Annotated in this window: 13 protein-coding genes; 8 read left to right on the top strand and 5 right to left on the bottom strand. The window is 60.9% G+C overall.

Annotation, left to right across the window (positions count from 1 at the left end; genetic code table 11):
• Nucleotides 1-77 precede the first annotated feature (77 nt).
• Both coaD and TU84_RS17050 read left to right on the top strand, forming a co-directional pair.
• Complete coding sequence (gene coaD, locus TU84_RS17045) at nt 78-560, top strand: pantetheine-phosphate adenylyltransferase (RefSeq protein ID WP_047278434.1); 483 nt, start codon at nt 78-80, stop codon at nt 558-560.
• 99 nt (nt 561-659) lie between these two features.
• A complete protein-coding gene (locus TU84_RS17050) occupies nt 660-911 on the top strand; it encodes a YfhL family 4Fe-4S dicluster ferredoxin (RefSeq protein ID WP_003213796.1) in 252 nt (83 codons plus the stop codon).
• A gap of 92 nt (nt 912-1003) precedes the next feature.
• Here TU84_RS17050 and mutM read toward each other — a convergent pair whose 3' ends face one another.
• Nucleotides 1004-1816 (bottom strand): bifunctional DNA-formamidopyrimidine glycosylase/DNA-(apurinic or apyrimidinic site) lyase, encoded by an 813-nt coding sequence (gene mutM, locus TU84_RS17055; RefSeq protein ID WP_048371021.1) that lies wholly within the window; start codon nt 1814-1816, stop codon nt 1004-1006.
• Nucleotides 1817-2629: an HDOD domain-containing protein gene (locus tag TU84_RS17060; protein WP_174479335.1), complete on the bottom strand. Its 813-nt coding sequence runs from the start codon at nt 2627-2629 to the stop codon at nt 1817-1819.
• 201 nt (nt 2630-2830) lie between these two features.
• Between TU84_RS17060 and TU84_RS17065 the strand changes: the two genes are divergently transcribed.
• Nucleotides 2831-4027: a class I SAM-dependent rRNA methyltransferase gene (locus TU84_RS17065; protein ID WP_048371023.1), complete on the top strand. Its 1197-nt coding sequence runs from the start codon at nt 2831-2833 to the stop codon at nt 4025-4027.
• Between the two features lie 102 nt (nt 4028-4129).
• On the opposite strand, the gene TU84_RS17070 is transcribed toward TU84_RS17065, so the two are convergent.
• The gene (locus TU84_RS17070; RefSeq protein ID WP_048371026.1) at nt 4130-5815 is read right to left on the bottom strand and encodes a DUF4153 domain-containing protein; all 1686 of its coding nucleotides are present in this window, start codon (nt 5813-5815) and stop codon (nt 4130-4132) included.
• A gap of 272 nt (nt 5816-6087) precedes the next feature.
• Between TU84_RS17070 and TU84_RS17075 the strand changes: the two genes are divergently transcribed.
• Together TU84_RS17075 and ilvD are read left to right on the top strand one after the other, a co-directional pair.
• On the top strand, nt 6088-7227 hold the full coding sequence (locus TU84_RS17075; protein WP_048371202.1) for an MFS transporter: 1140 nt from the start codon (nt 6088-6090) through the stop codon (nt 7225-7227).
• Between the two features lie 227 nt (nt 7228-7454).
• On the top strand, nt 7455-9302 hold the full coding sequence (gene ilvD / locus TU84_RS17080) for a dihydroxy-acid dehydratase (RefSeq protein ID WP_048371027.1): 1848 nt from the start codon (nt 7455-7457) through the stop codon (nt 9300-9302).
• Nucleotides 9303-9454: 152 nt separating this feature from the next.
• On the opposite strand, the gene TU84_RS17085 is transcribed toward ilvD, so the two are convergent.
• Nucleotides 9455-10510: an HAD family hydrolase gene (locus TU84_RS17085; RefSeq protein WP_048371028.1), complete on the bottom strand. Its 1056-nt coding sequence runs from the start codon at nt 10508-10510 to the stop codon at nt 9455-9457.
• A 228-nt stretch (nt 10511-10738) separates the two neighbouring features.
• On the opposite strand from TU84_RS17085, the gene TU84_RS17090 reads away from it, so the two are divergent.
• Nucleotides 10739-12130 (top strand): L-cystine transporter, encoded by a 1392-nt coding sequence (locus tag TU84_RS17090; protein WP_048371029.1) that lies wholly within the window; start codon nt 10739-10741, stop codon nt 12128-12130.
• Nucleotides 12131-12225: 95 nt separating this feature from the next.
• Here TU84_RS17090 and TU84_RS17095 read toward each other — a convergent pair whose 3' ends face one another.
• A complete protein-coding gene (locus TU84_RS17095; protein WP_048371031.1) occupies nt 12226-12738 on the bottom strand; it encodes a dihydrofolate reductase in 513 nt (170 codons plus the stop codon).
• A 98-nt stretch (nt 12739-12836) separates the two neighbouring features.
• On the opposite strand from TU84_RS17095, the gene TU84_RS17100 reads away from it, so the two are divergent.
• Nucleotides 12837-14216 (top strand): DUF2868 domain-containing protein, encoded by a 1380-nt coding sequence (locus TU84_RS17100; RefSeq protein WP_048371205.1) that lies wholly within the window; start codon nt 12837-12839, stop codon nt 14214-14216.
• Nucleotides 14209-15573 carry a GTPase/DUF3482 domain-containing protein gene (locus TU84_RS17105; protein WP_048371033.1) on the top strand — a complete coding sequence of 455 codons (1365 nt, stop codon included), beginning with the start codon at nt 14209-14211 and terminating at the stop codon, nt 15571-15573. The genes TU84_RS17100 and TU84_RS17105 overlap by 8 nt, the downstream gene beginning before the upstream one ends.
• Nucleotides 15574-15617 lie beyond the last annotated feature (44 nt).

Below are 15617 nucleotides of genomic sequence, written 5' to 3' on the forward strand. Positions count from 1 at the left end.
TTAAATTGGCGACTTGGCCGACCGGGAATGCTGCGATACCATCCGACTCCCCAACGGATTCCCGCCAGGACGACGCGATGAACCGAGTGTTGTACCCAGGTACATTTGACCCCATTACCAAGGGGCATGGCGATCTGGTCGAGCGCGCCTCGCGCCTGTTCGATCACGTGATCATTGCGGTCGCGGCCAGCCCCAAAAAAAACCCGCTCTTCCCTCTGGAACAGCGCGTTGAGCTGGCGCGTGAGGTCACCAAGCACCTGCCCAATGTCGAGGTAGTCGGCTTCTCGACGCTGCTTGCGCACTTCGCCAAAGAACAGAACGCCAATGTATTTCTGCGTGGCCTGCGTGCCGTGTCGGACTTCGAGTACGAGTTTCAGCTGGCGAACATGAATCGCCAATTGGCACCGGACGTCGAAAGCCTGTTTCTGACGCCGTCCGAGCGCTATTCGTTTATATCGTCGACGTTAGTCCGTGAAATCGCGGCTTTGGGCGGCGATATCAGCAAGTTTGTCCACCCGGCTGTGGCTGACGCCCTGACCGAGCGGTTTCGCAAGAAGTAACCGCTGAAGCGGCGCCCGCGTGCACTGCGGGCGCCAATGCGGCACAATTGCCGCATTCGATTTTAGTTGCCCGGGCAAACCGCCCCGGCCGGAGTACCCATGTCCCTGATCATCACCGACGATTGCATTAACTGCGACGTCTGCGAACCCGAGTGTCCGAACGCTGCTATTTCCCAGGGCGAAGAGATCTACGTGATCGACCCGAACCTGTGTACCCAGTGCGTAGGCCACTACGACGAGCCGCAATGCCAGCAGGTATGCCCGGTCGACTGCATCCCGCTGGATGAAGCCCACCCGGAAACCGAAGAACAGCTGATGGAAAAATACCGGCTGATCACGGGTAAGGCGTAAGGGTTACCTCTGTAGGAGCGAGCTTGCCTCGCGATCTTTCGCTTTTAAAGATCAAAAGATCGCGAGACAAGCTCGCTCCTACAGGTTTGGGGTTACTTTTGGCAGCGGGGGCAGAACACGCTGGCTCGCTGGCCCAGTTTGACCTCGCGCAGTTCGGTGCCGCAGACCTTGCACGCCTCATAAGCACGGCCGTACACGAACAATTCCTGCTGGAAATAACCCGGCTGGCCGTCACCGCCGATAAAGTCGCGCAGCGTGGTGCCGCCCCGCTCTATCGCCGCCGCCAGAATCCGCTTGATCTCAATCGCCAGCTTTAAATAACGCACCCGCGAAATGCTCCCGGCCTCGCGACGCGGGTCAATGCCTGCGGCAAACAGCGCTTCTGTCGCATAGATATTGCCCACGCCCACCACCACCGCGTTGTCCATGATGAAGGGCTTGACCGCCATCGAACGCTTGCGCGACAGCTGGAACAACCGCTCGCCATCAAACAGGTCGGTCAACGGCTCCGGCCCCAGCTTGATGAGTAGTTCGTGGTTGAGCGGGTCAAGGCTCCAGAGCATCGCCCCAAAGCGCCGCGGGTCGGTGTAGCGCAAAGCCAGGCCCGATTCCAGCTCGATGTCGACGTGCTCATGCTTGAGCGCCGGCAGGCCCACCTCGACCAGACGCAAATTGCCCGACATGCCCAAGTGGCTGATCAACGTCCCGACTTCGGCATTGATCAGCAAATACTTGGCGCGCCGCTCAACCTGCACGATTTTCTGCCCGGACAAACGCACATCCAGGTCTTCGGGGATCGGCCAGCGCAAACGCCGGTCACGCACGATGACGCGGCTGACCCGCTGCCCTTCAAGGTGCGGGGCAATGCCCCGGCGGGTGGTTTCGACTTCTGGTAACTCAGGCATCTAGTCAGCCCCTAACTCGCGGATACTTTCTTTCACGTTCTCAAAGTCATACTCGGACAAACCAATGTAGTCCAGCACCAGATGGCTGATGCTGTTCCATTCATGGTCTTCACGCTGGTTGCCGAGGACGTTGGAGGACGCACAAATGTGCTCGGCCATTTTTAGCACCGCCAGCAGGTTTTTTAGCGGGCCGTTGCGCGAGGACTCGTCGCTGAAAATAGCCAGCGCATTGTGGTGGTTGGCAATCGCCTCGGTCAGGTGCGCCGGCAAGCGCCAGGATTTGGCCGTGTAGTAGCCGACCACCGCATGGTTGGTGTTGAAGTGGCGGTTTTCCGTGTCCACCACGCGATGGCCAGGGCCTGCGTTGGCGTAGCCCTGTTCCAGCACGTGCATGTAATCCGGGAAGCGCTTGAGCATCAGCGGGATGCCGCAATCGTGAAACAAGCCCAGCGCATAGGCTTCATCGGGCGCCGACATGCCGGTGCGCTTGGCCAGGCTCAGGCTGGTCATGGCAACGTCTTGGGCGGTGTCCCAGAAACGGTTGAGGGTGACGATGGTGTCGTCACCCATCTCGCCCTTGATCGACTGGGCATTGATCAGGTTGATCACCGTGCGGCTGCCCAGCAGCGTCACTGCGCGACGAATTGAAGCGATTTTGTTGGTCAGGCCGTAGTACGGCGAGTTGACGATTTTAAGCAGCGCGCCCGACAAGCCAGGGTCCTGAGCGATCAAGCGCGCAATCACCTCAAGATCCGGGTCCGGCATGTACTGCTCCATCTGCAAATCCACCATGATTTGCGGTTGAGGCGGCACGCTGATGCCTTGCAAAGCCTGACTGATCTGTTGCGATGAAAGCTCTGGGGGCATGTCTGCACACTCTGGAATAGGCGGCGATTCTAGCGGAATTTTCTGCGCGAATGGGCACGCGATCCGACGCAATACCGCGAATCAGCCAAGCTTGCAGGTGGCGTCTAAGGCTATAATCGCGCCCTTTTCAATACCCGGAGCGACTTCATGTCCCTGCCAAGCCTGCGCCTTAAAGCCAATGCCGATCGACGCCTGCGCGCCGGCCACTTGTGGGTCTACAGCAACGAAATTGATGTAGCCACAACCCCGCTTAACGGCTTTAAAGCCGGTGACCAAGCGCTGCTCGAAACCGCAGGTGGCAAGCCGCTGGGCATCGTGGCCATGAGCCCGAACAACCTGATCTGCGCGCGCGTGCTGTCGCGTGACATCAAGCTGCCCTTGGACAAGTCGCTGCTGGTTCACCGCCTCAACATGGCCCTGTCCCTGCGTGACCGTCTGTTCGACAAGCCTTACTACCGTCTGGTGTACGGCGATTCCGATATGCTGCCAGGCCTGGTGGTTGACCGTTTCGGCGACATTCTGGTGGTGCAGTTGGCCTCTGCCACCATGGAACGCCACAAAGACGACGTGGTTGCAGCGCTGGTTCAAGTGCTCAAGCCACGCGGCATCCTGTTCAAGAACGACTCGGCAGCCCGCGATGCAGAAGGCCTTGAGCGTTACGTCGAAACCGTCTTCGGTCTGGTGCCGGAGTGGGTGGCCCTGGAAGAAAACGGCGTCAAGTTCGAAGCACCGGTCATGGAAGGCCAGAAAACCGGCTGGTTCTACGACCACCGCATGAACCGCGCGCGTTTGGCCCCGTACGTCAAAGGCAAGAAAGTCCTCGACCTGTTCAGCTACATCGGTGGCTGGGGCGTGCAGGCAGCGGCGTTTGGCGCCAGCGAAGTGATCTGTGTAGATGCCTCGGGGTTCGCCCTGGACGGCGTTGATCGCAATGCCGCGCTGAACGACGTGGCCGACAAAGTTACCAGCATGGAAGGCGACGTATTCGAAGCCCTGCGCGAGCTCAAAGCCAACGAAGAACGCTTTGACGTGATCGTGGCGGACCCGCCGGCCTTCATCAAACGCAAAAAAGACCTGAAAAACGGCGAGGCGGCTTACCGCCGTCTCAACGAGCAAGCCATGCGCCTGCTCAACAAAGACGGGATTCTGGTCAGCGCGTCGTGCTCGATGCACTTGCCGGAAGACGATCTGCAAAACATCCTGCTGACCAGCGCCCGCCATCTGGACCGCAACATCCAGATGCTCGAACGCGGTGGCCAGGGCCCGGATCACCCGGTGCACCCGGCGATTGTCGAAACCCGCTACATCAAGAGCATCACCTGCCGTTTGCTGCCTAACACCTAAACCCCCTTGTGGGAGCGGGCTTGCTCGCGATTGGCACGACACGGTTTAACTGAAAACCGCATCGCCTGCATCGCGAGCAAGCCCGCTCCCACGGGTTTAGCATCAGGGCTTATCCACCCGCGGGCTCAGCACCGCACCGCCGATCTGCAACGACTGGTAACGCGGTTTCACCAGTTGGACTTCCCCTTCGCGAATCTTCTTGATCAATTCCAGCGGGTTGTCGTCCATTTCATACATCCCGGCGCGTAGCCACTTGCCTTGGGCATTGCGCTTGAAAAAGTACAGCGGGCCCGGCCACTCCTGCTTGGGCAACTGCAGCACTTCAAGCTGCCCGTCCTGATCCAGATCGACAGCCCACATCGCACACCCCGGATACCGGCACAGATGGCCAGCCATGCCCAGCGCATCGAACTGCTCGCTGCCTTCCACGCCAGGGCCGATCCACTCCAGCAACCGGTCGTTATGCGCAGCCCCGCTGCGGCCGATTTCGACGTCCTTGAGCCGCTTCAGCAACACCGCCCGCGCAGGCTCGGTGAGTACCTCGCCGCGCTCGACTTGCGCCAATAACCCTTCATACGCCTGCACGCCCGGCGCGCCCAAACGATAGCGCAAGGTGTCGGCATCAAAGGTCTCAACCGGGGTTTTACCGTTGAGCACGCGCTGCACCTGGTTCTGCGCACTGATCTTCAACGGGCTGAACCACGGCGTATGAATGCCCAGCAACAGCACCACGCACGCCAGCGCGATCCACGGGTTGCTGACCCGCAAGCTGCCCAGCCAGGTCGATTTCGAGGCAAACACGGCCCACAGCGCCGCCACACAATGGGCGAACACCACCAGCACCAGCAACATCGCCAGCACACGGCTAGGCGTCAGGCCGTATTGCTCAATGCGTAACCAGCTCGAATACCCGGCCAGCACCACCAGCACCGGCAAACACAGCAGGCACAGATCCACCATGCGCACGAGCCACAGCGGGTAGCCGCTGCTTTGATGTCCGTCCTGGAACACCCCGTTGAGCAAGAACAGGTTGGCCGCCACCAGGCACACCATGATCGGCGTCGAATAGCCGGTGTCCCAAATGGGCGCCAGACCGCTGAACGGCAAGGTAAACGTGAACACAATGGCGATCATTGAACTCAGCGGCAGCAAAAAGCGGCACAGCGTGAGCAAGATGCCGCGCAACAGACCAATCACCCGGTCGTTATCGCGGCCCATTTGCAGCCCCAGGGCAAACACCACCGCCGAGCTGACACAGACAAACCCATCGGTAAAAAACAGTTTGTTCAGCGCCACGATGCCGAGCATTTTGAACAGGCTGCCCCACAACAGCAGCAACGCCCAAAACACCGCGTTCAGCAGCAAGCCCAGCAACACGATAAACACCGTGTCCCAGGCATGCCGGAACAAATCTTCATAGCGCGGCATGCGCCCTTCGCGGGTCGGCCAACTCAAGATAAACGCCGTACAAATGTAGGCGATGACCACGGCAAAGCAGGTCCAGCTACCGCTCAACCAGTGGCTGTAAAGCCAGGTTTCGCTGTACTTCCAGAACACCCAGGCGCTGATCGCCGTCATCACGCAGGTAAGGCCCAGCACCAGCCAGACAGCGCCTCGCTGACGCACGTTGTCGCCCAGCAGCAACAGGTTGATCCCGCCCACCAGCACGGCGGTCACCAGCGCGTATTTGATGCCCGGCTCAGCAATGTCACTGGCCAGCCACAGTAAAAGCCCTTGCACCAGGCCAATGGCCAGACACCCATAAACGGATCGATTAAGGGTCAGCATTCAACATCCTTATTCATAGAAAGCGTTCGCCACTGTAGTCCCTGAGTGTAGTCACGCCCAGAGACGGGGGTAAAACCCGGCATGGCCGGCCTAGAGCGCGGCGACGCAGAGAAAAGTTTTTTCTTACAGAAATACAAGTACCGGCCTACTCAGGACATCGTTGTAAAACCAGCACCGGCGCAGAACACTGCCCGCCCTGATTAACACCGGACACATCAGTGCAGCCGCCCACGGACACCCCTGCAAAACCCCGCGCAACCATTGCCTTGCTGATGACAATGACCCTGCTCGCCGTCTTCCCCCTGGACGTGGTGCTGCCCTCCTTTCCGGCCCTGTCCAGCCACTTTCGCACTACACCGTCCGACGTCGCGCAGTCGGTGAGTATTTTCGCCATCGGCCTGGCCGTGTCGCTGCTGCTGATCGGGCCTTTGTCCGATATGTTTGGGCGTAAAAAGTTGCTGCTGACCGGCATTGCCCTCGCGACCATCGGCGCAACGGGCTGCCTGTTAGCCATGGATTTCGCCTGGTTTATGTTTTTCCGCGTGGTCCAGGCCGTCGGCTGCGGTGCATTTGCCCTGTCACAAGCGCTGATCCAGGACGTGTTCGCAGGGCGCGAGCTGGAGCGCATCCGGATCTGGATGGCCACCGGCGGCGGGATCTTCATTTCCTGCTCCCCCTTGGTCGGCACCTGGCTGCAACTGTACCTGGGCTGGCAAGGCAGCTTTTATGTGTTCATCGCCCTGGCGGTGGTGGTCTGGTGCTGGTCACTGCACCTGCTGCCCGAGTCTCGCAGCCGCCACAGGCCGTCAGCACGGCAGTTTTTCGTCGGGTATTGGCGGCTGTTTTCTGATATCCGCTTCGTCGGTTACTGGCTGATTTCGGCCCTGGCCTTTGCCTGCCACTTCTCGTTTATCGTCCTGTCGCCGCTGATTTTCATGGAGCACTTGCAGCTCTCGGCCTACCAGTTTGCCTGGGCCTTGCTGCTGTATGGCGCTGCGTATGTGGTCGGCGGCGTGATAGCCAGCGTGCTGCACCGCAAGCTCGCCAGCGAGACACAAATCACTGCTGGCCTGTGCCTCATCGCCGCTTCCGGGCTGGTGATGCTGGGGCTTACCTGGCGGTTTGGCGTATCTGCCATCACGGTGCTGATCCCCATGCTCATCTGCACCGCAGGTACCACCATTTGCAGGCCCATCGCCAACTCCAAAGCCATGAGCCTCTACCCGCAACTCGCGGGCACATCGACCTCCGCTGGTTGCCTGCTGATTTTCATGTGCGGCGGCCTCATCAGTCTGGTGATCAACCTGGCCGACGATCACCTCACCAGTACCCTGGCCGTGTGCTTTTTGATCCTGAGCGCCATCGCGCTCGGTTTGAATGGGCTGATCCGCGAGCGGGCGCTCGTCCCGTAGCCGCTATCTTCACGGTTTGGACCATTCCCTCCTACCGCCAGCCGTGTAGAATCGACGCATTCATCGCCAATCATCCCCGGCGGGTTTATGAGCTCAAGCCCAAGCGTGCGGCGATCCCGCAGCGTTCACGGCAACTAGTGGATACGTGGTCATTTTCTGTGTGATCCCCTAGCGATTAGAAGCTCACTTCCCTGTTTGTTACCTGATTAGCCGCCCGGAGCTGTTCCATGCCTGACTATCGTTCCAAGACCTCCACCCACGGCCGCAATATGGCCGGCGCCCGCGCACTGTGGCGCGCCACGGGGATGAAAGATGCCGACTTCAAAAAGCCGATCATCGCCATTGCCAACTCCTTTACCCAGTTCGTACCCGGCCACGTCCACCTCAAGGACATGGGCCAACTGGTGGCCCGCGAGATCGAACGGGCTGGCGGCGTTGCCAAAGAATTCAACACCATTGCCGTAGACGACGGCATCGCCATGGGCCACGACGGCATGCTGTATTCGCTGCCGAGCCGCGAGATCATTGCCGACGCCGTCGAGTACATGGTCAACGCCCACTGCGCCGACGCCATTGTGTGTATTTCCAACTGCGACAAAATCACCCCTGGCATGCTGATGGCCGCACTGCGCCTCAACATCCCGGTGATTTTCGTGTCGGGCGGGCCAATGGAAGCGGGCAAAACCAAGCTCGCCAGCCACGGCCTCGACCTGGTCGATGCCATGGTCATCGCCGCCGACTCCAGCGCTTCTGACGAGAAGGTTGCCGAGTACGAGCGCAGCGCCTGCCCAACGTGCGGTTCGTGCTCCGGCATGTTCACCGCCAACTCCATGAACTGCCTGACCGAAGCCCTGGGCCTGGCCTTGCCGGGCAACGGTTCGACCCTGGCGACCCACAGCGACCGCGAGCAACTGTTCCTGCAGGCAGGCCGCACCATCGTCGACCTGTGCCGCCAGTACTACGTCGAAAACGACGAATCGGTATTGCCGCGCAACATCGCCAACTTCAAAGCGTTCGAAAACGCCATGACGCTGGACATCGCCATGGGCGGCTCGACCAACACCATCCTGCACTTGCTGGCCGCTGCCCAAGAGGCCGAGATCGACTTCGACCTCAAAGACATCGACCGCCTGTCGCGCCATGTGCCGCAGTTGTGCAAAGTGGCGCCGAACATCCAGAAGTACCACATGGAAGACGTGCACCGCGCTGGCGGCATTTTCTCCATCCTCGGTTCGCTGGCCCGTGGCGGCTTGCTGCACACCGACTTGCCGACCGTGCACAGCGCGACCATGGCAGATGCAATCGCCAAGTGGGACATCACCCAGACCGACGACGAAGCCGTGCACACGTTCTTCCGTGCAGGCCCTGCCGGTATCCCGACGCAAACCGCGTTCAGCCAGTCGACCCGCTGGGACACCCTGGACGACGACCGTGAAAACGGCTGCATCCGCAGTGTCGAGCACGCCTACTCGCAAGAAGGCGGCCTGGCCGTGCTGTACGGCAACATCGCGCTGGACGGTTGCGTGGTGAAAACCGCCGGTGTTGACGAGTCGATCCACGTGTTTGAAGGCAACGCCAAGATCTTTGAAAGCCAGGACAGCGCCGTGCGCGGCATTCTGGCTGACGAAGTGAAGGCCGGTGACATCGTGATCATCCGTTACGAAGGCCCTAAAGGCGGCCCGGGCATGCAAGAGATGCTGTACCCGACGTCGTACCTGAAATCCAAAGGTCTGGGCAAAGCCTGCGCCTTGCTGACCGACGGCCGTTTCTCGGGCGGCACCTCGGGCCTGTCCATCGGCCACGCTTCGCCAGAAGCCGCTGCCGGTGGTGCGATTGGTCTGGTGCAAGATGGCGACAAAGTACTGATCGACATTCCGAACCGCTCGATCAACCTGTTGGTCAGCGACGAAGAACTGGCAGCACGCCGAGTTGCGCAGGACAAAAAAGGCTGGAAGCCGGTTGAAGTCCGCCCACGCAAAGTCACCACCGCCCTCAAGGCCTACGCCTTGCTGGCCACCAGCGCCGACAAGGGCGCGGTGCGTGATAAGGCGCTGCTGGACAAATTGGTGCCATAAGCCAACGCGTTACACAAAAATCCCGGCCATGTGCCGGGATTTTTGTTTGATACATCTGCCTGTAGGAGCGAGCTTGCCTCGCGAGCTTTTAAAAGATCAAAAGATCAAAAGATCAAAAGATCGCGAGGCAAGCTCGCTCCTACAACAGAGAGTTACTGAATTTCATCGGGCTTGACGATCACCCAGTTTTTGTCCGCCGTCACCGCCAAGCCGGCTTTGGCCTGGGCCGCTGCGTTTTTGGCAATCATGCCTCGCAGCTGCGCCATGTATTTGTCTTTACGGTTTATCCACAGGTGGATCCCGCCTTTGTCCACGTCAACGCTGTGGAACAACATGTAGCCGTCACTCGATGGCGTATCGCCGCCCACCAGCACCGGTTTTTTCCATTGGTCGATGTAGGTCAGGATCGCCGCCTGTTTGCCTGCCATCCAGGTGGCCGGGGTCCAGAGGTAAGGCGTGAGTTCCAGGCCCATGTTGGCCTCTTCGTTGTACGTGCCCGCGCTGATCTGTTTACGCGCCGTGGTCAGCTCGCCGGTGTCGCGGTTTTTCAGCAGGGTGCTGACACCGATGACGTTCTGCGGTTTGACGTTATAGCCGTACTTGGGATCGGCCGCGACCATGCGCACCAGCTCTTCTGAAGCAGCGGTCATGACGTAAACGTCGATGCCGTTTTCCATCAGCTTGTTGAACAGTTCAACCTGACCGGCAAACACCTTGGGCGGCTGGATTTCAGCAGTCTTGACCGTGTCGCCTTCGTAGTAAGACACCGGGATCGGCTGGCCGGACGCCATTAACTCATCCACATAGCCTTTGAGCTGTTGCAGGGTGAAGCCCGAAAACACCTGCGCCACCCACGGGTAGCAGACCATGTCGTCGATTTCGCACAAACGGTAGTAGTAGCTGAACAGGCTTTCCTGGTGCTCAGCCGTGTCTTTGAACGGGATCAGCTTGAGGGACGGGTCCAGGCTGTCACGGGTGATCAGGCCGAGGTTTTCCATGTACGGCAGCAACGCTTCTTCAAGGTCGTTGCGGTAGCTGGTGTTGTCCATGTCAAAGACCGCGAAGTTTCCTTTGTTCGCGTTGGCCGCAATCATGGCGTTCAATTGCTTCGCCTGATCGGCCGGCCAGTGTTCCAATTCGGTTGCCAACACCTGCCCGGCCAAGCCCAAACACAGGGTTGCAGCTATCAACTTCGCCGTCAGCCTCATCGACTATGCTCCTTAAGAAAGGCGACGACGCTAGCAAACCTCTGTGACAGTTTTAGCGTGGATGCGACCTCGACCGTCTTGATAACGCCATGCGCTTATTCCAAAAGTGAAGGTAGTCATTCCAGAACGATATATTTCGAGCTATATCAACCTGTTAGCATTTCCGGTTCGAAAATTTTATCGCTTGAAGACGTCACCTGCGTCGTCCCCCTCTCCCCCGGAGCCCTCATGAATGTCCCGCTGATTCTCAATCTGCTGGTGTTCCTCGCGTTGCTGTTCGGCTTGTCGCTGACCCGCCACACCGCGTGGAGCCTGGCAAAAAAAGTCCTGCTGGCGCTGGTTATCGGCGTGCTCTTTGGCTTGGGCTTGCACCTGGTCTACGGCACGGACAGCCAAACCCTTAAAACCTCCATTGGCTGGTTCGAACTGGTCGGCAGTGGCTACGTGCAACTGCTGCAGATGATCGTCATCCCGCTGGTCTTTGCCTCGATCCTGAGCGCCGTGGCGCGCCTGCATAACGCCTCGTCGCTGGGCAAGATCAGTTTCCTGACCATCGGCACGTTGCTGTTTACCACCATGATCGCGGCGCTGGTGGGCATCGGCCTGACCAACCTGTTCGGCCTCACCGCCGATGGCCTGGTCGCGGGCGCTGCCGAAATCAGCCGCCTGCACGTGATCCAGAGCGACTACGCCGGCAAGGTCTCAGACCTTAACGTGCCGCAGTTGCTGCTGTCGTTTATCCCGCAGAACCCGTTCGCTGACCTGGCCCGCGCCAAGCCGACGTCGATCATCAGCGTGGTGATCTTCGCCGCCTTCCTTGGCATTGCCGCCCTGCAACTGTTCAAGGACGAGCCGGAAAAAGGCAGCAAAGTGCTCAACGCCATCGACACCCTGCAAGCCTGGGTGATGCGTCTGGTGCGTCTGGTGATGAAACTGACCCCGTACGGCGTGTTGGCGCTGATGACCAAAGTGGTCGCCACCTCCAACCTGCAAGACATCCTCAAGCTGGGCAGCTTTGTGGTGGTGTCGTACATCGGCCTGGCGCTGATGTTCGTGATTCACGGGGTGATTTTGTCGATGTCGGGGGTTAACCCGCTGCGCTTCTTCCGCAAAGTCTGGCCGGTGCTGACCTTCGCCTTCACCAGCCGTTCGAGCGCGGCGAGCATCCCGCTGAGCATAGAAGCGCAAACTCGCCGCTTGGGCATTCCGGCTTCGATTGCCAGCTTTGCGGCCTCGTTTGGCGCGACCATCGGGCAAAACGGCTGTGCAGGTCTGTACCCGGCCATGCTCGCGGTGATGGTTGCCCCCACGGTCGGCATCAACCCGATGGACCCGGTGTGGATCGCTTCGTTGGTGGCCATTGTGACCATCAGTTCGGTGGGCGTTGCGGGCGTGGGCGGCGGTGCAACCTTCGCGGCCCTGATCGTGCTCCCGGCCATGGGCTTGCCGGTGTCATTGGTGGCGTTGCTGATCTCGGTTGAGCCGTTGATCGACATGGGCCGCACGGCGCTGAACGTCAGCGGCTCGATGGTCGCCGGTACGGTCACCAGCCAAGCGTTGCACCAGACCGACAAGGCCATTCTGGCCGAAGACGATCATGGTGATCTGGCGCACGCCTAACCCTCAATCCCTTGTAGGAGCGAGCTTGCCTCGCGATCTTTTAGAAGATCAAAAGATCGCGAGGCAAGCTCGCTCCTACAGGGGATGTGTCAGCCTTACAGCCGCTCCCACACCTCAAAGCTGAACGCCGGTTTTCCCTCTGCGGCGTCATGCTTGTCTTCTGACACCAACGTCCACTGCGCCTGATCGAACTCAGGAAACCACGCATCCCCTTGCGGGCTCAGATCCACACGCGTCAGGTACAGCCGGTCGGCATCCGCCAGCCCTTGGGTGTACAACTGCGCGCCGCCAATCAGCATCAGCTCGTTCACTTCGTGCTCAATGGCCCAGGCTTCGGCGCGCTCGACGGCGGCCTCAAGCGAAGCAAACACTTCGGCACCTTCGAGCTGCAAGCCGGTCTGACGACTTACCACCAGGTTCAAGCGCCCCGGCAGCGGGCGGCCCAGCGAATCCCAGGTCTTGCGACCCATGATGATCGGCTTGCCCAAGGTGGTGGCCTTGAAATATTTGAAATCCGCCGGCAAATGCCACGGCATGCTGTTGTCGACGCCGATCACACGGTTTTCACCGAGGGCCGCAATCAGGCAGAGGGGGAGTGATTTTTTCATGCCGCCGAGGATACCAGAGCCGCCGGCGCTGTCAGTACCCCGCCTGACTAACTGGCATACAGCGGTTATGCTCATGACTCACTTGAATGGAATGCCGCGTGACTGAACTTTCCCCGTTGCAACGTCTTTGGCTGACCGAAACCGTGCGCCTGCGCGAAGAACACGCAGGCCCGCTGGACGATCTGGAAGCCAACCGCCGCGCCCGCAACAGCGCCGGTGATCTGAGCACACGCCTGCAAAACCGTGCGCTGTGGCTGGCCGAGCGCGATGGCCTGGTCACGGCCATGCGCCATTGGCTGCAAGGCTCACGCCTGGCGCTGCTGGGCCTCGCCGTGCTGGCCGTCATCAGCGGCGGCGGGCTGGCCTTTGCCGCGCTGGGCAATGGGCAAACCCCGGTCAATGTGTTCTGGGCACTCGGCAGCCTGCTCGGCATCAACCTGATTTTGCTGATCAGTTGGCTGCTGGGGCTGGTTTTCGCCGGTGAACACAGCGCCAGCCTTGGCCGTTTGTGGCTGTGGCTCAGCGACAAGTTTGCCCGCGACGCCAAGGCTGCGCAGTTGGCCCCGGCGTTGTTGCTGGTGCTGCAACGGCAAAAACTCAATCGCTGGGCGCTGGGTACCTTGGTCAATGGCTTGTGGCTACTGGCAATGCTCAGCGCGCTGACGCTCATGCTCTTGCTGATGGCCACCCGCCGTTACGGCTTTGTCTGGGAAACCACCATTTTGAGCGCCGATGTGTTTGTCAGCGCCACCCGCGCCTTGGGCGTGGTGCCCGGGTGGCTTGGGTTTAGCGGGCCGACCGAAGCGATGATCCGCGCCAGTACCGACACCGCTTACAGCAGCGAAGCCGTGCGTCAGGCCTGGGCCGTGTGGCTGGTGGGCGTAGTCGTGGTCTACGGTGTGTTGCCGCGTCTGTTGCTCGCGGCCTTCTGCCGTTGGCGCTGGATCCGGGGGCGCAACGCGCTGCAACTGGACCTCACCCTGCCCGGCTACAGCCAACTGCGCGAACGCCTGATGCCGAGCAGCGAGCGCCTTGGGGTCAACGACGTAGCCCCCGAGCAGTTGCATAACGTGCACGCCGGGCAGACCGACCTGGACACCGATGGCGCGCTGATCGTCGCCATCGAGCTGGACGACCAGCACCCGTGGCCGCCCAAATTGCCGACCACGGTCAAAGACGCGGGCATCCTCGACAGCCGCGAGTCCCGGCAAAAACTGCTGGAGCAAATGACCCGCTTCCCGCCTGCACGGCTGGCGATTGCCTGCGACCCACGGCGCTCGCCCGACCGGGGCAGCCTTGCACTGATCGGCGAACTGGCGCGCAGCGCAGCCGCCACCCGCATCTGGCTGCTGCAAGCACCACCCGGCCAGGCGCTGGACGCCGACCGCCTGAGCGACTGGCACCATGCCCTGGAAAAACTCGGGCTGCCGTTTGCCACCAGCGCACCCATCAACTGGCTGGAGACAGGCCATGACTAAGCCACTGACGCTGGCCGTGGTCGGCCACACCAATGTCGGCAAAACCTCGCTGCTGCGCACCCTCACCCGCGATGTCGGCTTTGGCGAAGTGTCCCATCGCCCCAGCACCACCCGGCATGTGGAAGGCGCGCGGTTGTCGGTGGACGGCGAACCGCTGCTGGAGTTGTACGACACGCCGGGGCTGGAAGACGCCATCGCCCTGCTCGACTATCTGGAACGCCTCGACCGCCCCGGCGAGCGCCTTGACGGCCCGGCGCGGGTTGCACGGTTTCTCGACGGCAGCGAAGCGCGCCAGCGGTTTGAACAAGAAGCCAAAGTGCTGCGCCAGTTGCTGGCCTCGGACGCCGGGCTGTATGTGATCGACGCCCGCGAGCCGGTGCTGGCCAAATACCGCGACGAACTCAGCGTACTGGCCAGTTGCGGCAAGCCGCTGTTGCCGGTGCTCAACTTTGTCAGCAGCCCGCAGCACCGCGAGCCTGAATGGCGCGACGCCTTGGCCCGGCTCGGCCTGCATGCGCTGGTGCGTTTTGACAGCGTGGCCCCGCCGGAAGACGGCGAGCGCCGCCTGTATGAAAGCCTCGCCTTGCTGCTGGAGCATTCACGCGGCGCGCTGCAACGCTTGATCACTGATCAGGAGGCTCAACGCGAAGCACGCAAACACAGCGCCCTGCGCATGATCGCGGAACTGTTGATTGACTGCGCCGCGTGCCGGCGTAGCGTGGCCAGCGAAAAAACTGTCGAGCAACAGGCCATCAATCAACTGCGCGAAGCGGTTCGCCAGCGTGAACAACGCTGCGTCGAGGCGCTGCTCAAGCTGTACGGTTTTCGCCCCCAGGACGCGGCGGCCAGCGACTTGCCGTTGCTGGACGGACGTTGGGGCGACGACTTGTTCAACCCCGAAACCCTCAAGCAATTGGGGGTGCGCGTGGGCAGCGGGATTGCCGCCGGCGCCGCTGCCGGGGCGGGTGTGGACTTAATGGTCGGCGGCCTGACCCTGGGCGCCGCAGCACTGGCCGGGGCGATTGCCGGAGGCGCGCTGCAAACGGCGCGCAGCTATGGCAGCCGCTTGCTGGGCAAGCTCAAGGGCCAGCGCGAACTGACTGTGGACGACAGCGTATTGCGCTTGCTGGCCTTGCGCCAACGCCAGTTGCTGCACGCGCTGAACGCTCGCGGGCATGCGGCCGTCGACAGCATCCAGGTCGCCACCCCGCAGGACAAAACCTGGCGCGAAGGCAAACTGCCCGAGCCGCTCAATAAAGCCCGGGCGTACCCGCAATGGTCATCGCTCAACCCGCACCCCAAATTGAGCCAGGCCGAGCGCCAGGAGCAGATCGAGTTGCTGGCCGAGCAAATCTGACTACGGCACCTCTTCTGTGGGAGCGGGCTTGCTCGCGATACAGG

Origin of the sequence: Pseudomonas helleri (genome assembly GCF_001043025.1) — a bacterium.
GTDB classification, from domain to species: domain Bacteria; phylum Pseudomonadota; class Gammaproteobacteria; order Pseudomonadales; family Pseudomonadaceae; genus Aquipseudomonas; species Aquipseudomonas helleri.

What these genes read in the sequence shown, in the direction of transcription:
- coaD (WP_047278434.1), top strand. Translation starts at nt 78, where the DNA reads ATGAACCGAGTGTTGTACCCAGGTACATTTGACCCCATTACCAAGGGG.
- TU84_RS17050 (WP_003213796.1), top strand. Translation starts at nt 660, where the DNA reads ATGTCCCTGATCATCACCGACGATTGCATTAACTGCGACGTCTGCGAA.
- mutM (WP_048371021.1), bottom strand. Translation starts at nt 1,816, where the DNA reads ATGCCTGAGTTACCAGAAGTCGAAACCACCCGCCGGGGCATTGCCCCG.
- TU84_RS17065 (WP_048371023.1), top strand. Translation starts at nt 2,831, where the DNA reads ATGTCCCTGCCAAGCCTGCGCCTTAAAGCCAATGCCGATCGACGCCTG.
- TU84_RS17070 (WP_048371026.1), bottom strand. Translation starts at nt 5,815, where the DNA reads ATGCTGACCCTTAATCGATCCGTTTATGGGTGTCTGGCCATTGGCCTG.
- TU84_RS17075 (WP_048371202.1), top strand. Translation starts at nt 6,088, where the DNA reads ATGACAATGACCCTGCTCGCCGTCTTCCCCCTGGACGTGGTGCTGCCC.
- ilvD (WP_048371027.1), top strand. Translation starts at nt 7,455, where the DNA reads ATGCCTGACTATCGTTCCAAGACCTCCACCCACGGCCGCAATATGGCC.
- TU84_RS17085 (WP_048371028.1), bottom strand. Translation starts at nt 10,510, where the DNA reads ATGAGGCTGACGGCGAAGTTGATAGCTGCAACCCTGTGTTTGGGCTTG.
- TU84_RS17090 (WP_048371029.1), top strand. Translation starts at nt 10,739, where the DNA reads ATGAATGTCCCGCTGATTCTCAATCTGCTGGTGTTCCTCGCGTTGCTG.
- TU84_RS17095 (WP_048371031.1), bottom strand. Translation starts at nt 12,738, where the DNA reads ATGAAAAAATCACTCCCCCTCTGCCTGATTGCGGCCCTCGGTGAAAAC.
- TU84_RS17105 (WP_048371033.1), top strand. Translation starts at nt 14,209, where the DNA reads ATGACTAAGCCACTGACGCTGGCCGTGGTCGGCCACACCAATGTCGGC.